General features: G+C 34.5%; 16 protein-coding genes. 4 read left to right on the top strand and 12 right to left on the bottom strand.

The annotated features are described in order from the left end of the window. Positions 1–221 precede the first annotated feature (221 nt). The 6 genes from ABJF08_RS11520 to rsfS all read right to left on the bottom strand — a co-directional run bounded on the left by ABJF08_RS11520 (position 222) and on the right by rsfS (position 5072). Complete coding sequence (locus ABJF08_RS11520; RefSeq protein ID WP_104515691.1) at positions 222–500, bottom strand: acyl-CoA-binding protein; 279 nt, start codon at positions 498–500, stop codon at positions 222–224. After that, positions 501–1151, bottom strand: a complete 651-nt coding sequence (locus ABJF08_RS11515; protein WP_348116371.1) for a phosphatidylserine decarboxylase family protein — start codon at positions 1149–1151, stop codon at positions 501–503. After that, positions 1141–1980 (bottom strand): phosphatidate cytidylyltransferase, encoded by an 840-nt coding sequence (locus tag ABJF08_RS11510; RefSeq protein ID WP_104515689.1) that lies wholly within the window; start codon positions 1978–1980, stop codon positions 1141–1143. The genes ABJF08_RS11515 and ABJF08_RS11510 overlap by 11 nt, the downstream gene beginning before the upstream one ends. Continuing rightward, on the bottom strand, positions 1981–2598 hold the full coding sequence (locus tag ABJF08_RS11505) for a lactate utilization protein B/C (RefSeq protein ID WP_348116370.1): 618 nt from the start codon (positions 2596–2598) through the stop codon (positions 1981–1983). A 65-nt stretch (positions 2599–2663) separates the two neighbouring features. Next, positions 2664–4634 (bottom strand): ATP-dependent zinc metalloprotease FtsH, encoded by a 1971-nt coding sequence (ftsH, locus tag ABJF08_RS11500; RefSeq protein ID WP_348116372.1) that lies wholly within the window; start codon positions 4632–4634, stop codon positions 2664–2666. Between the two features lie 66 nt (positions 4635–4700). Beyond that, positions 4701–5072: a ribosome silencing factor gene (rsfS, locus tag ABJF08_RS11495; protein ID WP_104515686.1), complete on the bottom strand. Its 372-nt coding sequence runs from the start codon at positions 5070–5072 to the stop codon at positions 4701–4703. An 85-nt stretch (positions 5073–5157) separates the two neighbouring features. Between rsfS and ABJF08_RS11490 the strand changes: the two genes are divergently transcribed. Further along, a complete protein-coding gene (locus ABJF08_RS11490) occupies positions 5158–5865 on the top strand; it encodes a biotin--[acetyl-CoA-carboxylase] ligase (RefSeq protein ID WP_348116369.1) in 708 nt (235 codons plus the stop codon). On the opposite strand, the gene ABJF08_RS11485 is transcribed toward ABJF08_RS11490, so the two are convergent. Both ABJF08_RS11485 and pyrE read right to left on the bottom strand, forming a co-directional pair. Beyond that, positions 5862–6248, bottom strand: coding sequence for an SRPBCC family protein (locus ABJF08_RS11485; protein WP_348116368.1), 387 nt, complete (start codon positions 6246–6248; stop codon positions 5862–5864). The genes ABJF08_RS11490 and ABJF08_RS11485 overlap by 4 nt on opposite strands. Positions 6249–6257: 9 nt before the next feature. Continuing rightward, positions 6258–6899: an orotate phosphoribosyltransferase gene (gene pyrE, locus ABJF08_RS11480; RefSeq protein ID WP_104515683.1), complete on the bottom strand. Its 642-nt coding sequence runs from the start codon at positions 6897–6899 to the stop codon at positions 6258–6260. Here pyrE and ABJF08_RS11475 point away from each other — a divergent pair. After that, positions 6898–7524 (top strand): NUDIX domain-containing protein, encoded by a 627-nt coding sequence (locus ABJF08_RS11475; protein ID WP_348116367.1) that lies wholly within the window; start codon positions 6898–6900, stop codon positions 7522–7524. The two genes, pyrE and ABJF08_RS11475, sit on opposite strands and share 2 nt — an antisense overlap. On the opposite strand, the gene ABJF08_RS11470 is transcribed toward ABJF08_RS11475, so the two are convergent. The 4 genes from ABJF08_RS11470 to ABJF08_RS11455 are packed head-to-tail and all read right to left on the bottom strand — an operon-like array spanning position 7498 to position 11508. Further along, positions 7498–8319, bottom strand: a complete 822-nt coding sequence (locus tag ABJF08_RS11470; RefSeq protein ID WP_348116365.1) for a hypothetical protein — start codon at positions 8317–8319, stop codon at positions 7498–7500. The two genes, ABJF08_RS11475 and ABJF08_RS11470, sit on opposite strands and share 27 nt — an antisense overlap. After that, positions 8319–10073, bottom strand: coding sequence for a M14 family metallopeptidase (locus tag ABJF08_RS11465; RefSeq protein WP_348116364.1), 1755 nt, complete (start codon positions 10071–10073; stop codon positions 8319–8321). The genes ABJF08_RS11470 and ABJF08_RS11465 overlap by 1 nt, the downstream gene beginning before the upstream one ends. A gap of 2 nt (positions 10074–10075) precedes the next feature. Beyond that, entirely contained in the window at positions 10076–10528 is a 453-nt protein-coding gene (gene coaD, locus ABJF08_RS11460) for a pantetheine-phosphate adenylyltransferase (protein ID WP_348116363.1), read from the bottom strand. After that, positions 10528–11508 carry a D-alanine--D-alanine ligase gene (locus tag ABJF08_RS11455; RefSeq protein ID WP_348116361.1) on the bottom strand — a complete coding sequence of 327 codons (981 nt, stop codon included), beginning with the start codon at positions 11506–11508 and terminating at the stop codon, positions 10528–10530. The genes coaD and ABJF08_RS11455 overlap by 1 nt, the downstream gene beginning before the upstream one ends. Before the next feature lie 141 nt (positions 11509–11649). Here ABJF08_RS11455 and ABJF08_RS11450 point away from each other — a divergent pair, with 141 nt between their 5' ends. Further along, complete coding sequence (locus ABJF08_RS11450) at positions 11650–12204, top strand: PASTA domain-containing protein (RefSeq protein WP_348116360.1); 555 nt, start codon at positions 11650–11652, stop codon at positions 12202–12204. Between the two features lie 23 nt (positions 12205–12227). Beyond that, positions 12228–13268, top strand: a complete 1041-nt coding sequence (locus tag ABJF08_RS11445) for an RluA family pseudouridine synthase (RefSeq protein WP_348116359.1) — start codon at positions 12228–12230, stop codon at positions 13266–13268. The last annotated feature ends 138 nt before the right edge of the window (positions 13269–13406 follow it).

Raw genomic sequence — 13406 nt, 5'->3', positions numbered from 1 at the left:
GTCCTGATTCAATTTCTTCTACTACTTGAAGCTTAAAAGAAAGCGAGTAGTCTTTTTGGGTACGTTTCACATAACCAATGTTTATAGGTGTTTTCATTACACTAAGATTTTAGTGTATCGCTATTCTAGGACGGGACAATAGAATCAAATAAAAACCCTCAAAAGAATAATTTCTTTTGAGGGTTTTTATTTGATTTTGTGTGGTGAAAATGATAATTTCCTTACCAAGGTTTAGGGTATAATTTTTCAATTATTTCTATATATTTTCTCTTAGCTTCTGTTTTAGTAAGAGATTGTACCTGGATAAGTGCATTCATCTTAAAAGCGCTCCTCAGGTCGTTAGATTCAAAGCTGCGATTGTTAACATAAGGTTCGTCTATCGCGCGCTTATAATAGGCGTATAGATGCAATTGCAGGTCTGGTGGCACCAAAGATTGTTCTTCAGTGGATGCCTTGTCAAACGCCTTATTAAAAGCTATGTCTATATCTTTTTCTGTCATTTAAAATGTAGCCAGTACAGTTTCTCCTCCTTTTACTTTTTCATTCAGTTTTACGGTCACTGGAGTGTCTATAGGTAAATAAACATCCACACGACTACCGAATTTAATAAAGCCGCTATCGCTTCCTTGCACTATTTGCTCGTTTTCTTGAGCATAATTTACAATACGTTTTGCAAGTGCACCAGCTATCTGGCGATACATCACTTGTATTTGGTTCTTGTGATTAATAACAACAGTAGTTCTTTCGTTTTCTTCGCTAGCTTTAGGGTGCCATGCTACTAGGTATTTACCAGGGTGGTATTTGCTGTAAGCAACTTTACCAGAAATAGGGTATCTAGTCACATGAACATTTATAGGAGACATAAAGACAGATATCATTAATCGTTCTCCTTTAAAGTATTCATTATCGGTAACTTTTTCTATAACAACCACTTTTCCATCTACTGGAGAAACTATCGTTTTGTCATTTAATTCCGTATTTCTTTTAGGGTTTCTAAAAAACTGTAGAATTATAAATAAGAATCCAATAGTAACTACCGATAATCCTATTTGTAACCATTCAGGTATGCTCACTATCCATATAGTGCTCATTATTGCAAAAGTTAATACAAATGCAATTAAGATTATTTTACTTCCTTCTTTATGAAACATGATTGATAATTATAAATGTTGCGTAAGCAAATGGGGCTGCAAATATAATACTATCCATACGGTCAAAAATACCACCATGTCCAGGCATTATACTACCGCTGTCTTTCACCTCAGCCTGTCTTTTAATTTTACTTTGTATTAAGTCTCCTATCGTACCAAAAAATGCTACTACAAATGCGATAATCATCCAGTCCCAAACGGTATAGTTAATAATACCTATGTAAAGTAGATAGTAATATAGGCCAGCACCTGCTGCAATAGCCATAACCAGTCCGCCTAAAAAGCCTTCAATAGTTTTTTTAGGAGATATGCGCTTCATTAATTTGTGCTTACCAAAGTTTTTACCAAAAAGATAAGCAAAACTGTCATTAGTCCAGATAATAGCAAAAATTCCAATTAATAATTCTGGTTGATACTTTGGTGTTACTAAATCTAGTTGTTCTACAACATCTGGTATGAGTGCTAGAAACAAGCTACTACCTATAAGGTATAATAAAGCAATGATGTGCTTTTTTGTATTAAACAGAGCAATCCTATCTACCAGTACTAGATCTCTTATCAAGTATATATTTACTAATAAAGTAGCACCTAACAGAACATAAATAAATTCCATCGATACACTTTTCCACACAATAAAATAATAGGCAATAGGTAGAATAGGGTATATAAACCACTGTTTTAGCCTTATCATAGGCATTAACTCTAGAAGGCAGATAAATGCAAATACACAAAATAAAACGATGAATACATCCCTAGAGAATAGGGCGCTTAATACCACTAAGGAAACGTAAACGATTCCTGATATGGAACGAGTTATTAATTCTCTCATTTACAAGTCTTCTAAAAGTAAAAGATATACTCTTTTATTAGGTGTGCCGTAGTCCATTAAATCTTTTTCTTGTTTAAGAACTTTTTCTTTAAAGTTTTTAAGCGTCGTGATATTTGTAGGAATATGAGCTTTACTATTATGTTTAATACCTCTCAATCCTTCTCCTATAGATTCAACTATCTGGCTTGTACTAGCTAGAATTACATAAGTGTCTGGTAATTCAGCTGGTTTCGTTTCTTTAATTTGTCTAGAAGAAAAAAGTATGGCTCCATTATTTGCAATAACATTTTCACAAGTTCCTAAGAAAAATTCTCCATCTAGCTTTGTAGATGAAAATTTAAGATTGAAACCCTGAAAACGTCTGCTTAGTTCTTGATCAAAACACAATACATTTTTTTCAAAATAATCGTGCTCTACAAGAATGTCTTCAAAATGTTGCTGAATCTCTTTTTCATCTATAGCATAAAGAAATCTACCACCTTGATGCTGGAAATTGTGAATAAACTCCTCGTCAAGAGGAGGTTTTTCTTCGGGCATATATTTAGAACGTTCCGGTCCAGAACCTTCAACAGGTTTAGATTCAGTGGATTTCTTGAAAAACTTTTTAAATATACTCATTGCCTATGACAGCATTTATTTAGGGATGAAATGTAAATATAGTTACTATTACTTATGCTAGCAAACTATTCTTCCTCATCCACAGATGGAGTACTGTTCAAAACCGATCTATTAGATGATTTTAAAGAGATCGCTTCTTCTTTAATAAATGGACGTTTTCCAAATATTTTTTCTAGATCATCTTTGAAAATCACTTCTTTTTCTAGAAGAATTTCAGCCAGCTCAGTTAACTTATCTTTATTTTCATCAAGAATCTTGATAGCGCGCTGGTATTGTTCTTCTATTATTTTAGAAATCTCTTCATCTATAACTACAGCAGTTTGTTCACTATATGGTTTGGTCATAGAATACTCTTGTTGACCACTAGAGTCATAATAAGTAATATTACCTACTTTATCATTAAGACCATAAATAGTAACCATAGCTCTTGCTTGTTTAGTTACTTTTTCAAGATCGCTAAGTGCGCCTGTAGAAATATTATTAAAAATAACTTTCTCTGCAGCGCGACCACCCATAGTAGCACACATCTCATCTAGCATTTGTTCTGGACGTACTATTTGTCTTTCTTCAGGTAGATACCATGCAGCACCTAAAGACTGTCCGCGTGGTACTATAGTTACCTTGATTAGTGGAGCAGCGTGTTCTGTCATCCAGCTAACAGTTGCGTGACCAGCTTCATGGTATGCAATAGTTTTCTTTTCTGACGGAGTGATTAGTTTGTTTTTCTTTTCTAGTCCACCTACTATACGGTCTACCGCGTCTAAGAAATCTTGTTTTCCTACAGCTTTTTTACCATTTCTAGCAGCGATTAGAGCAGCTTCATTACATACGTTTGCAATATCAGCACCAGAGAAACCAGGTGTTTGCTTTGCTAAAAACGCTGTGTCTAGTTCATTTTCTACCTTTTTAAGAGGTCTCAAGTGAACTTCAAATATTTGCTCGCGTTCTCTTACATCTGGAAGATCTACATAAATCTGTCTGTCAAATCTTCCAGCACGCATAAGTGCTTTGTCCAATATGTCTGCACGGTTAGTAGCTGCTAATACAATTACGTTAGTGTTAGTACCAAATCCGTCCATCTCGGTAAGAAGTTGATTTAACGTATTTTCTCTTTCATCATTAGAACCTGACATGTTTGATTTTCCACGAGCGCGTCCTATAGCATCGATTTCGTCTATAAAGATAATCGCAGGTGATTTTTCTTTAGCTTGTTTAAATAAGTCACGTACACGACTAGCACCTACACCTACAAACATCTCAACAAAGTCAGAACCACTTAAAGAAAAGAAAGGAACCTTTGCTTCTCCAGCAACAGCCTTAGCAAGTAATGTTTTACCAGTACCTGGTGAACCTACAAGTAACGCTCCTTTAGGTATTTTACCACCTAATGAAGTGTATTTTTCTGGGTTTTTAAGGAAATCTACTATCTCTTGTACTTCTTCCTTAGCGCCTTCTAGTCCTGCAACATCTTTAAATGTTGTTTTTATATCAGTTTTTTGATCAAATAATTTAGCTTTTGATTTTCCTATGTTGAAAATCTGTCCGCCGCCACCGCCAGCGCCGCCGCCACTCATACGCCTCATTAAGAATAGCCATATTCCTATGATAAATATAAACGGTAAAAAAGAAATTAAAAGATCGATGATTCCTTCATCTTCACGATCAAAAACTAATTTAGTTTCTGGGCTGGATTCATTTATTTCAAGAATTAATCTTTCTTCAAAAGTCTTAGCATCACCGAATTCTACTGTGTAGTTAGGTAGCTTAATGCCTCCTAGAGATGGGTCTTTTTTCGCAGCTTTGTGTTCTTCTAGTTTTAAAGCCTCTTTAGTAAGATATACTTGAGCGATACCTCTGTTGCTAACAACAACTATGCTGTCAACTTGTTTTGCATCTATAGATTTAAAAAACTCTAAGTAATTTAATTTCTTAGTTTGATTAAACGTGCTGTTAAATACACTGTACCCTACAAAAAGTAGCGCGATAGGTACTACTACCCACCATATACTATATTTAGGTTTTCCTTGTCCAGGCATTAAATTAGGACGTTTTTTATCTGAATCTTTATTTTGATTTTCTGACATTACGTGGTGTGATCTTAATTAATAAGTACTTTCTATAACTGTAGATTTTGCATCGCCCCAAAGTTCTTCAAGGTCGTAATATTCTCTAATTTGCTTTTGAAATACATGAACTACGACGTTCACATAATCCATTAAAACCCATTCTCCTTGATCGGTACCCTCTACATGCCATGCATTTTCATGAAGTTCTTTACGCACTCTTCTTTGGACTGAGTTTACTATTGCATTTACTTGAGTGTTAGAGTTACCATTGCATATAATAAAATAACTAGTAACAGTGTTTTCTAGTTCTCTTAAATCAAGTATTGTTATGTTATTTCCTTTTACATCCTCTATTCCTGCAACGATTTGTGCGATAAGGGCATCTGTAGAAACTTCTTGTTTAGTCATCAAATATTTTTTGTATTCACAAATTTATTCTTTTTTTGAGCTGGATTTGCTAAATAACCCATAAACTCGCGAATAAATTTTCGTTTTGAACATAGTCAAATTACATGCCACTACATCTACTAATGATGAGTTGAAATCTCGCTTTCGCGAAAGCGTGCTTCCACATCTTACTGCTATCTATAGTTTAAAGCAAACGAGAGGTAAAGGACAGCAGGGTGCAAAGTGGGTAACGGAAGATGGTAAAAACCTGACGTTTAGTGTTTTGATTACTGAAAATATTGTCGATTTGACTCCTTTTTTAATTAATCAAATCGTATCTGTCAGTATAGTTGAGTGGTTAAAAAATGATTTGCAGATTCAGTCAAAAATAAAATGGCCTAACGACATACTGTCAGTTAATCATAAACTAGCTGGCATTCTCATAGAGAACAGTTATTCTGGCAATGTTTTGTCAAATAGTGTCGTTGGTATAGGTCTTAATGTAAATCAGGATGATTTTGAAGGACTGCCTAAAGCTATTTCTTTAAAAAATATAACTGGAAAAGAATTTGAGCTAGAAGTGTTATTGATAGGTTTTTTAAATGTTCTTAAAAATAATTTGCGCGACCCTTTAAAAGTCGCGCAAGATTATAATAAATATCTATTCAAATACCGTCAGGTGACCAGTTTTAAGTCTAATGACATCATTTTTGATGGCAAGGTAGAAGGTATAGATAATGAAGGTAAATTAGTTTTAAAAGTCGATAACAAGTTAAGAGTTTACGACCTTAAAGAATTAAAATGGATGTATTAAATTTTTTCAATTCCGTTAGCAAGCTGCTCTAAAAACTTTTTGATAGGACCCTTAATCATCATAGCCATCATCGCATTAAAGTCACCATCAAAATGAAGTTGTGCTTCAGAGCCTGATGCTACCTCATTTATGTTACAGGTTAATGTGAAGGCTAGTTTATCACTAGTAGAACCTAATACTACTTTAGAATGAGGTGTTTTTTCTTTTAATCCTAGAGCTATTTCTGGCATACCTTTAAGACCGAATAAGAACTTGTCTTCTCCTTTGAGTTCAAACTTAGTGTCTTCAGGCATCAAGTCTTTAAAATTTTCTACTTTAGTTAAAAAGTTATATAATTCTTCAGGACTCTTATGTGTCTTTGCAATACGGCTTTCTAGATTCATCTTATATAATTATGCGTTCCAGTTGCTAGGATCTTTTCTCCAGCTTTTTAATAATTCTATTTCCTCATCTTTAAAATGACCTGCTTGTGTAGCTTGTTCTATAAGATGGTTGTAATCACTTAGAGTAGTTAGCTCTATGTTATATTCTTTAAAGTTCTCTACTGCAAAATCAAAGCCATAAGAGAAAAGTGCTAACATTCCTTTTACGTCAGCGCCAGCTTCCTTGAGTGCATCCACGGCATTTAGGCTACTTTTACCTGTGCTTATTAAATCTTCTACAACTACGACCTTTTGACCTTTTTCTAGATGTCCTTCTATTTGATTCTTACGACCGTGCTTTTTTGCTTCTGGTCTTACATATATGAAAGGAAGATTCATATAGTCTGCTACTAGCATACCTATTCCTATTGCACCTGTAGCCACTCCTGCGATAACATCGGGCTTGCCATATAATTCTTCTATACGTGCTGCAAGGTGTTCTCTTAAAAAGTTTCTAATCACTGGATATGATAGAGTTACTCTATTATCACAGTAGATTGGTGAACTCCATCCGCTGGCCCAAGTAAATGGTGTTTGCGGTTGCAGTTTAATTGCTTTAATTTGCAACAATAACTCAGCAGTTTTTATTGCTATATCCTTATCTCTTACCATGGCACAAATGTATAAAGTTTTTGTGAAAGAGGTGGCTATAATCGTCACTTCAGATAAAAGCAATTTTAAAGATCACAATACCTTTAATATTAAAAAGGTTGATTTTCATAAACTGGTAGAACAGATTGAAAACAAAGAGCTTACGAATGTTGTTTTGTATTCTAAAAATGAATCCAAGCTTTTAAAGAGGCTTCATAAATTGCTGCCTATGGTTATTGCAGGTGGTGGACTGGTATTAAATCAAGAAAATGATTTCCTTTTTATTCACCGCAATGGAAAATGGGACCTCCCAAAAGGTAAGGCAGAAGACGGAGAAACTATCGAAGAAACTTCTATAAGAGAAGTGGAAGAAGAAACCGGTGTTAAAAACCTGGGAATTACTAATTACCTAGGTCATACTTACCATACTTTTTCTAGAAAGGGCAAGCTTAAATTAAAGCTTACCCACTGGTTTATTATGGAAACAGACTCTGTAAAAAAATTAAAACCTCAAAAGAAGGAAGGAATCGATAAAGCGGTATGGCTTAATAAAGAAATGGCAACCATGGCATTAAAAGATTCTTATGCTAATATAAGAGAGCTTTTTCCTGATGATATGTTAGTCCATAACGCGAGAAAGGTCTAAGTAATGGCTCAATTCAAAAGCGTTTATCTCGATTACTATCGTGTTGTTTAAAAAATCAAATTCTTTAGGTAATTCAACTATTTTAGATACTCTTATTTTTTTAGAAACATCACTTTTAAAATCAAGAGAGAGACCGGTGTTTTGAAAATCTGCGGTATCAAATTGGTAGACTTTATTTAATACCTGTTCAGTAAACCTATTCTGTACTTCTCCTTCAGGTAATTCTAGTGCTAGGTTTGCAACTGCCTGTTGTAAATTTGCGTCAAAAATTATTTTTACATCTCTTCTTTTTTCTTCTGGAATAAGATCATTAAGATATATTTCTTTGAGCTCTGGCTTTAAATACGTTTTTAGTAGTCTTCCTTTGCTATTAACTTTACTGTATTCTATTTCATAACTAGTGAACTCAGTATTGTCAGTTACAAAAAGTGTTTCTAATTGAGTAAAACCCTCAATTTTTTTATCATCACATAATATGCGTTCTCTACGCGATGTGAATGTTTCAAAAAGAGATTTTAAAGGAGTACCCTTTGCATATGTCACATCTATAAAGTCTTGGGTGATTAAGCTGGTTATTTCATGATTTAAAACAAGGTCAGCATCTGTGTTAGAATTAAAATTAGGAATAGAATACTCGTATGATGTTTTGTTACACTCTATTTTTTTATTTAGAATTTCATGAGATAATTCTCCGGTTATTTGGACTTCTATTTGTGGTTTTTTTATTTCAGTTTTTTTTGATTCATTACAAGATAGCAATGCTGCACAACATAGAATTAGGGCTGTTTTTTTCATTATTTGTTCCATTTGTAGATTGGGTAATTAAGGTGTGCTGGTTCATAATTTACGCTTCGTTTATGAATCCAGTTAAGTTGTAGATTGTTGTTTTCTTTAAAATTTTCATCGACTTTCTTTAAGGAGTCAAATTCTCTTTTCAAAGATTTGTTTTCACTCAATAGTTTACGAGCTGTAGCTTCAAATACGTAGCTAGAAAAACCTTCTTTTTGCTGTAAAATAGTATCAAAGTAATTCCATTTAAAGAAAGAATCTTGTCCAGCTGGTTCTAGTGTTTCAATGATGTATCTAATGCCAGGTTGACGCGTTGGGATGATTATATCGCTTTCGCGAAAGCGTAACTCAACAACATCTTCTTTTACATCAATACCGCGATGTGGATAGTGACCTTCATATGCGGTAGTGGCCGTTTTGTAGTTTGCTATTCGATATTTACTTACGGTAAGGGTAGTGTCCTTAGTTAAAAACTCTAGTTGTATGTTATTGCGTCGCATTAATTCAATTACTTTCCACTGACTTTGTGGTACTACGTAATAATCTGGTATGGATACACTGTCGGTTGCTACAAAGTAATTGTGGTAAACTGTTTTTTTATTAAATGGTTTACTGCGATCATATGTAAGTAAATCATTTCCTGTAACGTCACTCTTTCCTATTACTGCTTCATAACCTAGAAAGTCTAATGTGTCTGCCTGTGTTTTATCGATGGAGTAATTAAGCGTGTAATGCGTTGATTTCTCAAAATTATTGAAGGAGTTTTTGCGGGCCTTTTTTATAGTGTCGATATTTTCAGATCCTATGGCAATCATTTCTTCCATGATGGCTTTAGTTCCTAATACTCGGTCTTTATAAGGTTTTAACATGTGCGTTTCTACCATCATGCCTAGTGTATTCCACAAGCTGGTATATCCAGTAGAATATCTTGGATAGTCCATGAATTGTGAAAAACCCTTTACAGGAGATGCGTTGTGCACGTTTACATAAGGCGTGATAGGTAGATCGCGAGCTGCCAGTCTTTTTTCTAATTGTGGTTGTAATTGTGTATGTAAATAATCACCGGCCGCACTACCTAATTTATTGTGTTGTGTAAATAGATGTGTGAGTGTGTACTGGTAGTCTGCACCATTACTTACATGGTTATCTATAAAAATATCTGGATTAATTTTATGATAGACATCATAAAAAGCTAATGCATTGCGAGAATCTGCTTTTATGAAATCTCTATTAAGATCATAATTACGAGCATTACCTCTGAAACCATATTCTTCTGGACCGTTTTGATTGGTACGTGTGGATGTATTACGATTTAATGCACCACCTATATTATAAACAGCTATTGTGCTGAATATTAAATTATCTGGAGCGTCTATAGCACCTGTTGCTAGGTCTCTCATGAGCATCATGGTAGCATCTATGCCATCACTTTCTCCTGGGTGGATACCATTATTTATTAAAATTTTAATTTTATCTTCATTAGCGCTATTCCAGTTGATGGTATTCTTAGAAAAGCTTATTAAATGCAAGGGTTTCCCGCTATCAGTCTGGCCTATTTCTTCTAGCTCGATGTTAGAAAAGTCGGTAGAGAGTTCTTCGTAAAATTTAATAACTTCATTATAGGTAGCAGTTTGGTTACCGTTACCTAGTTCAAACGCAGTTGGGTATTCTTTGGCTTCTTGTATAGCTTCTTTTTGAGTGGTCTCCTTACAAGAGTAGAATAGAAGTGTTGCAGTAAATAGTGCTATAAGTTTATTCATGTTTATATTCTTACAGTGTCTGGTACTAAACTGGTGTAATCACCATTGTTTCTAATAACATCTCTTACTATAGAAGAAGAAATGTAGCTTTTACCAGAACTAGTAAGTAAAAATACGGTTTCGATTTCAGATAGTTTTCTGTTAGTGTGTGCGATAGCTTTTTCAAATTCAAAATCGCCTGGATTGCGCAGTCCTCTTAAAATAAATGAGGCCTCTTGTTTTTTACAAAAATCTATGGTCAGTCCTGAATAAGTCATCACTTTTATCTTAGGCTCATGTTTAAAGGAGTCTTCTATAAAACGCTTGCGCTCTTCTAAGGAGAACATGTATTTCTTATCTGCATTTACACCTATGGCGATAATAATCTCGTCAAAAAGGCCTAAACCTCTTTCGATAATATCAAAATGACCTAGTGTTATAGGGTCAAAACTTCCTGGAAAAACGGCTCTTTTCATTAGTTGTAATGTTTGATGGTGTTTTCAATTATTGCTGTAAATACATTTTTCATAGTATCTCCAGATGCTCTTATTTGTTGTGGTATTATACTCTCTTCACTCATTCCAGGATTAGTATTAATCTCAATAAAATGTGGTGTGCCATTGTGAAAAATAAAGTCGGCACGTGCTAGTCCTTTAAGTTTAAGGACTTGATATATACGTCTAGTGGTTTCTTGAACTACACGTGTGTTTGCATCTGTAATGCGCGCAGGCGTTATTTCTTTTGATTTGCCTTGATATTTTGCTTCGTAATCAAAGAAGTCATTTTCACTAACAATTTCAGTAGGTAGTAGTACTTTAATTTCATCATCTATTTGATAAGCACCTACAGATACCTCTACACCATCTAGAAATGATTCTATAATAATCTCGTCATCCACTTCAAATGCTATTTCTAGTGCAGCATCCATTTCTTTGGTCTTGTAAACCTTTGTTACGCCAAAACTGCTTCCGCTACGATTTGCCTTAACAAAACAAGGTAGACCTATGTTGCGAGCAATAATTTCTGCATCTATTTGATCACCTTGGTTCAGGTACATGTGATTACCAGTGGTGATATTCCATGGTTTTAAGATAGCGATGCAATCTCTTTTATTAAAGGTAATTGCACTTTGATAAGAGTCACAAGAAGTTTGTGGAATGTTTAAAAGCTCTAACATAGCTTGTATTTTTCCATCTTCTCCTGGGGTACCATGAATTGTGTTATAACAACAGTCAAAATGGATTTTATCGCCGTTAACCGTTAGACTAAAATCATTCTTATCTATTTCATGACACTTGCCAGCAGCATCTTTATAGTGCCAGCTATCTTGTAAAATAGCAACTGGATACACTTTATATAAGGCAGAATCTAAATTCTGAGCAATGACAGCGCCACTCTTCATAGAGATTTCCCACTCATGAGAATAGCCAGCCATTAAAACTGCGATGTTTTTCATTAATTAATTTTATAAACAAGCTTAAACAACAAAGTTAAAAAAGATGTCGTTCTAAGAACGTTTTCTATCCTTATCTTTGTTCTTTTATTAACGGTTAAAGAAAAATACATCTTTTCGAGCCTATAAAATCATTTTATCCTTATGAATTTCTTCAGATTCATTTTTACTAAAGCCTTTTGGATCCAAGTAGTAATTGCTGCATTGGTAACTGTGTTGCTATGTTTTGCATATTTATTTTGGCTAGACTGGTACACTAATCATGACCAAAAAATTAAAGTGCCTAACCTAGAAAAGCTTACACTTACTCAGGTAGATGAGCAATTAGAACAACTCGATCTACGTCGCAAGATTATAGATAGTGCTAGTTTTAACCCAGCTTATGCACCTAGAACGGTAATAGAACAAGACCCACTAGCAGATAAGTTAGTAAAAGAGAATAGACAGGTTTATATAAAATTAAATGCATCTGGTTATGGAAAAGTCACGGTTCCAAATTTAATTTATAAGACTAAAAGACAGGCTATACCTACACTAGAAGCACTAGGCTTTAAAATAGGTAATATTACTTACAAGCCCAACATTGCAGAGAATACAGTGCTAGAAATGCGTTATAAAGGTAAGAAACTCGAGCCTGGAACACAGTTAAGTAAAACATCTACTATAGACTTAGTATTAGCAGATGGTAGTAATCTTTAAGCAACCCAAGAATCGAGTAACTAATGAATAACGAGTCTGAACACGAAGAGTTAGAGGGAAATGTAAAACACGAGCATCATCATTTTGTTGCAGGTAGTGGACAAGATCCTTTACGTATAGATAAATATTTAATGAATTTTATAGAGAATGCAACGCGTTCTAAAATTCAACAAGGCATAAAAGAAGGAGCGGTTACTGTAAATGGTGAGGTTGTAAAATCTAATTATAAGGTAAAACCTCTTGATGATATTAGAGTTTCATTCGATCATCCACCGCATGAATCACTTCTTGTGGCTGAAGATATTCCATTAAATGTAGTTTATGAAGATGACCATTTAGTAGTCGTTAATAAGCCTGCAGGTATGGTAGTGCATCCAGGACATGGTAACTATTCAGGGACATTAATTAATGCTTTGATTCATCATTTTGATAATCTACCTAACAACACCAGTAATAGACCAGGACTGGTACATAGAATAGATAAAGATACCAGTGGTTTACTAGTTGTTGCAAAAACTGAAGAAGCAATGGCGCATCTGTCTGCTCAATTTGCTGCAAAAACTAGCGAGAGAGAATATATCGCTATAGTATGGGGTAGCTTTAATGAGCCTAAAGGAACGGTAGAAGGTAACATAGGACGACACCCTAAAAACCGTTTGCAAAACACGGTATGGTTAGGTGACGATGCTTATAAAGGTAAGGTGGCAGTTACACATTATGAGGTGACCGAAGATCTAGGTTATGTAAGCGTTATAAGCTGCCGTCTAGAAACTGGTCGTACACATCAAATACGTGTACACATGAAATTTATAGGACACACCTTATTTAATGACGAGCGTTATGGAGGTCATAAAATTCTTAAAGGAACTAACTTCACTAAGTATAAACAATTTGTAGATAATTGTTTTAAAGTTTTACCACGTCAGGCTTTACACGCTAGAACATTAGGTTTTGAGCACCCACATACTAAGGAGTGGATGAGTTTTACAAGCGACGTTCCATCTGATATGGTAGAGTGTATTGATAAGTGGCGTGTTTATGCGACTAACTCTAAGGATATGTAAATTGATTAGGATTATCTCGCTTTCACGAAAGCGAGATAATTACTTTTACTTATAGTTTATGACTATCACTGTTTTGGTTATGATAAATATTACCTATTAAGGTATCTAGAACTTAACTTGATTTTGAGTGCTTATTTA

Source organism: Nonlabens sp., assembly GCF_039941875.1.
Classification (GTDB): domain Bacteria; phylum Bacteroidota; class Bacteroidia; order Flavobacteriales; family Flavobacteriaceae; genus Nonlabens.
This window is presented reverse-complemented; position numbering and strand designations above follow the sequence as displayed.

Bases quoted from the DNA above. Each gene is read 5' to 3' on its own strand.
- ABJF08_RS11520 (WP_104515691.1), bottom strand. From the start codon at position 500: ATGACAGAAAAAGATATAGACATAGCTTTTAATAAGGCGTTTGACAAG.
- ABJF08_RS11515 (WP_348116371.1), bottom strand. From the start codon at position 1,151: ATGTTTCATAAAGAAGGAAGTAAAATAATCTTAATTGCATTTGTATTA.
- ABJF08_RS11510 (WP_104515689.1), bottom strand. From the start codon at position 1,980: ATGAGAGAATTAATAACTCGTTCCATATCAGGAATCGTTTACGTTTCC.
- ABJF08_RS11505 (WP_348116370.1), bottom strand. From the start codon at position 2,598: ATGAGTATATTTAAAAAGTTTTTCAAGAAATCCACTGAATCTAAACCT.
- ftsH (WP_348116372.1), bottom strand. From the start codon at position 4,634: ATGCCTGGACAAGGAAAACCTAAATATAGTATATGGTGGGTAGTAGTA.
- rsfS (WP_104515686.1), bottom strand. From the start codon at position 5,072: ATGACTAAACAAGAAGTTTCTACAGATGCCCTTATCGCACAAATCGTT.
- ABJF08_RS11485 (WP_348116368.1), bottom strand. From the start codon at position 6,248: ATGAATCTAGAAAGCCGTATTGCAAAGACACATAAGAGTCCTGAAGAA.
- ABJF08_RS11475 (WP_348116367.1), top strand. From the start codon at position 6,898: ATGGCACAAATGTATAAAGTTTTTGTGAAAGAGGTGGCTATAATCGTC.
- pyrE (WP_104515683.1), bottom strand. From the start codon at position 6,899: ATGGTAAGAGATAAGGATATAGCAATAAAAACTGCTGAGTTATTGTTG.
- ABJF08_RS11470 (WP_348116365.1), bottom strand. From the start codon at position 8,319: ATGAAAAAAACAGCCCTAATTCTATGTTGTGCAGCATTGCTATCTTGT.
- ABJF08_RS11465 (WP_348116364.1), bottom strand. From the start codon at position 10,073: ATGAATAAACTTATAGCACTATTTACTGCAACACTTCTATTCTACTCT.
- coaD (WP_348116363.1), bottom strand. From the start codon at position 10,528: ATGAAAAGAGCCGTTTTTCCAGGAAGTTTTGACCCTATAACACTAGGT.
- ABJF08_RS11455 (WP_348116361.1), bottom strand. From the start codon at position 11,508: ATGAAAAACATCGCAGTTTTAATGGCTGGCTATTCTCATGAGTGGGAA.
- ABJF08_RS11450 (WP_348116360.1), top strand. From the start codon at position 11,650: ATGAATTTCTTCAGATTCATTTTTACTAAAGCCTTTTGGATCCAAGTA.
- ABJF08_RS11445 (WP_348116359.1), top strand. From the start codon at position 12,228: ATGAATAACGAGTCTGAACACGAAGAGTTAGAGGGAAATGTAAAACAC.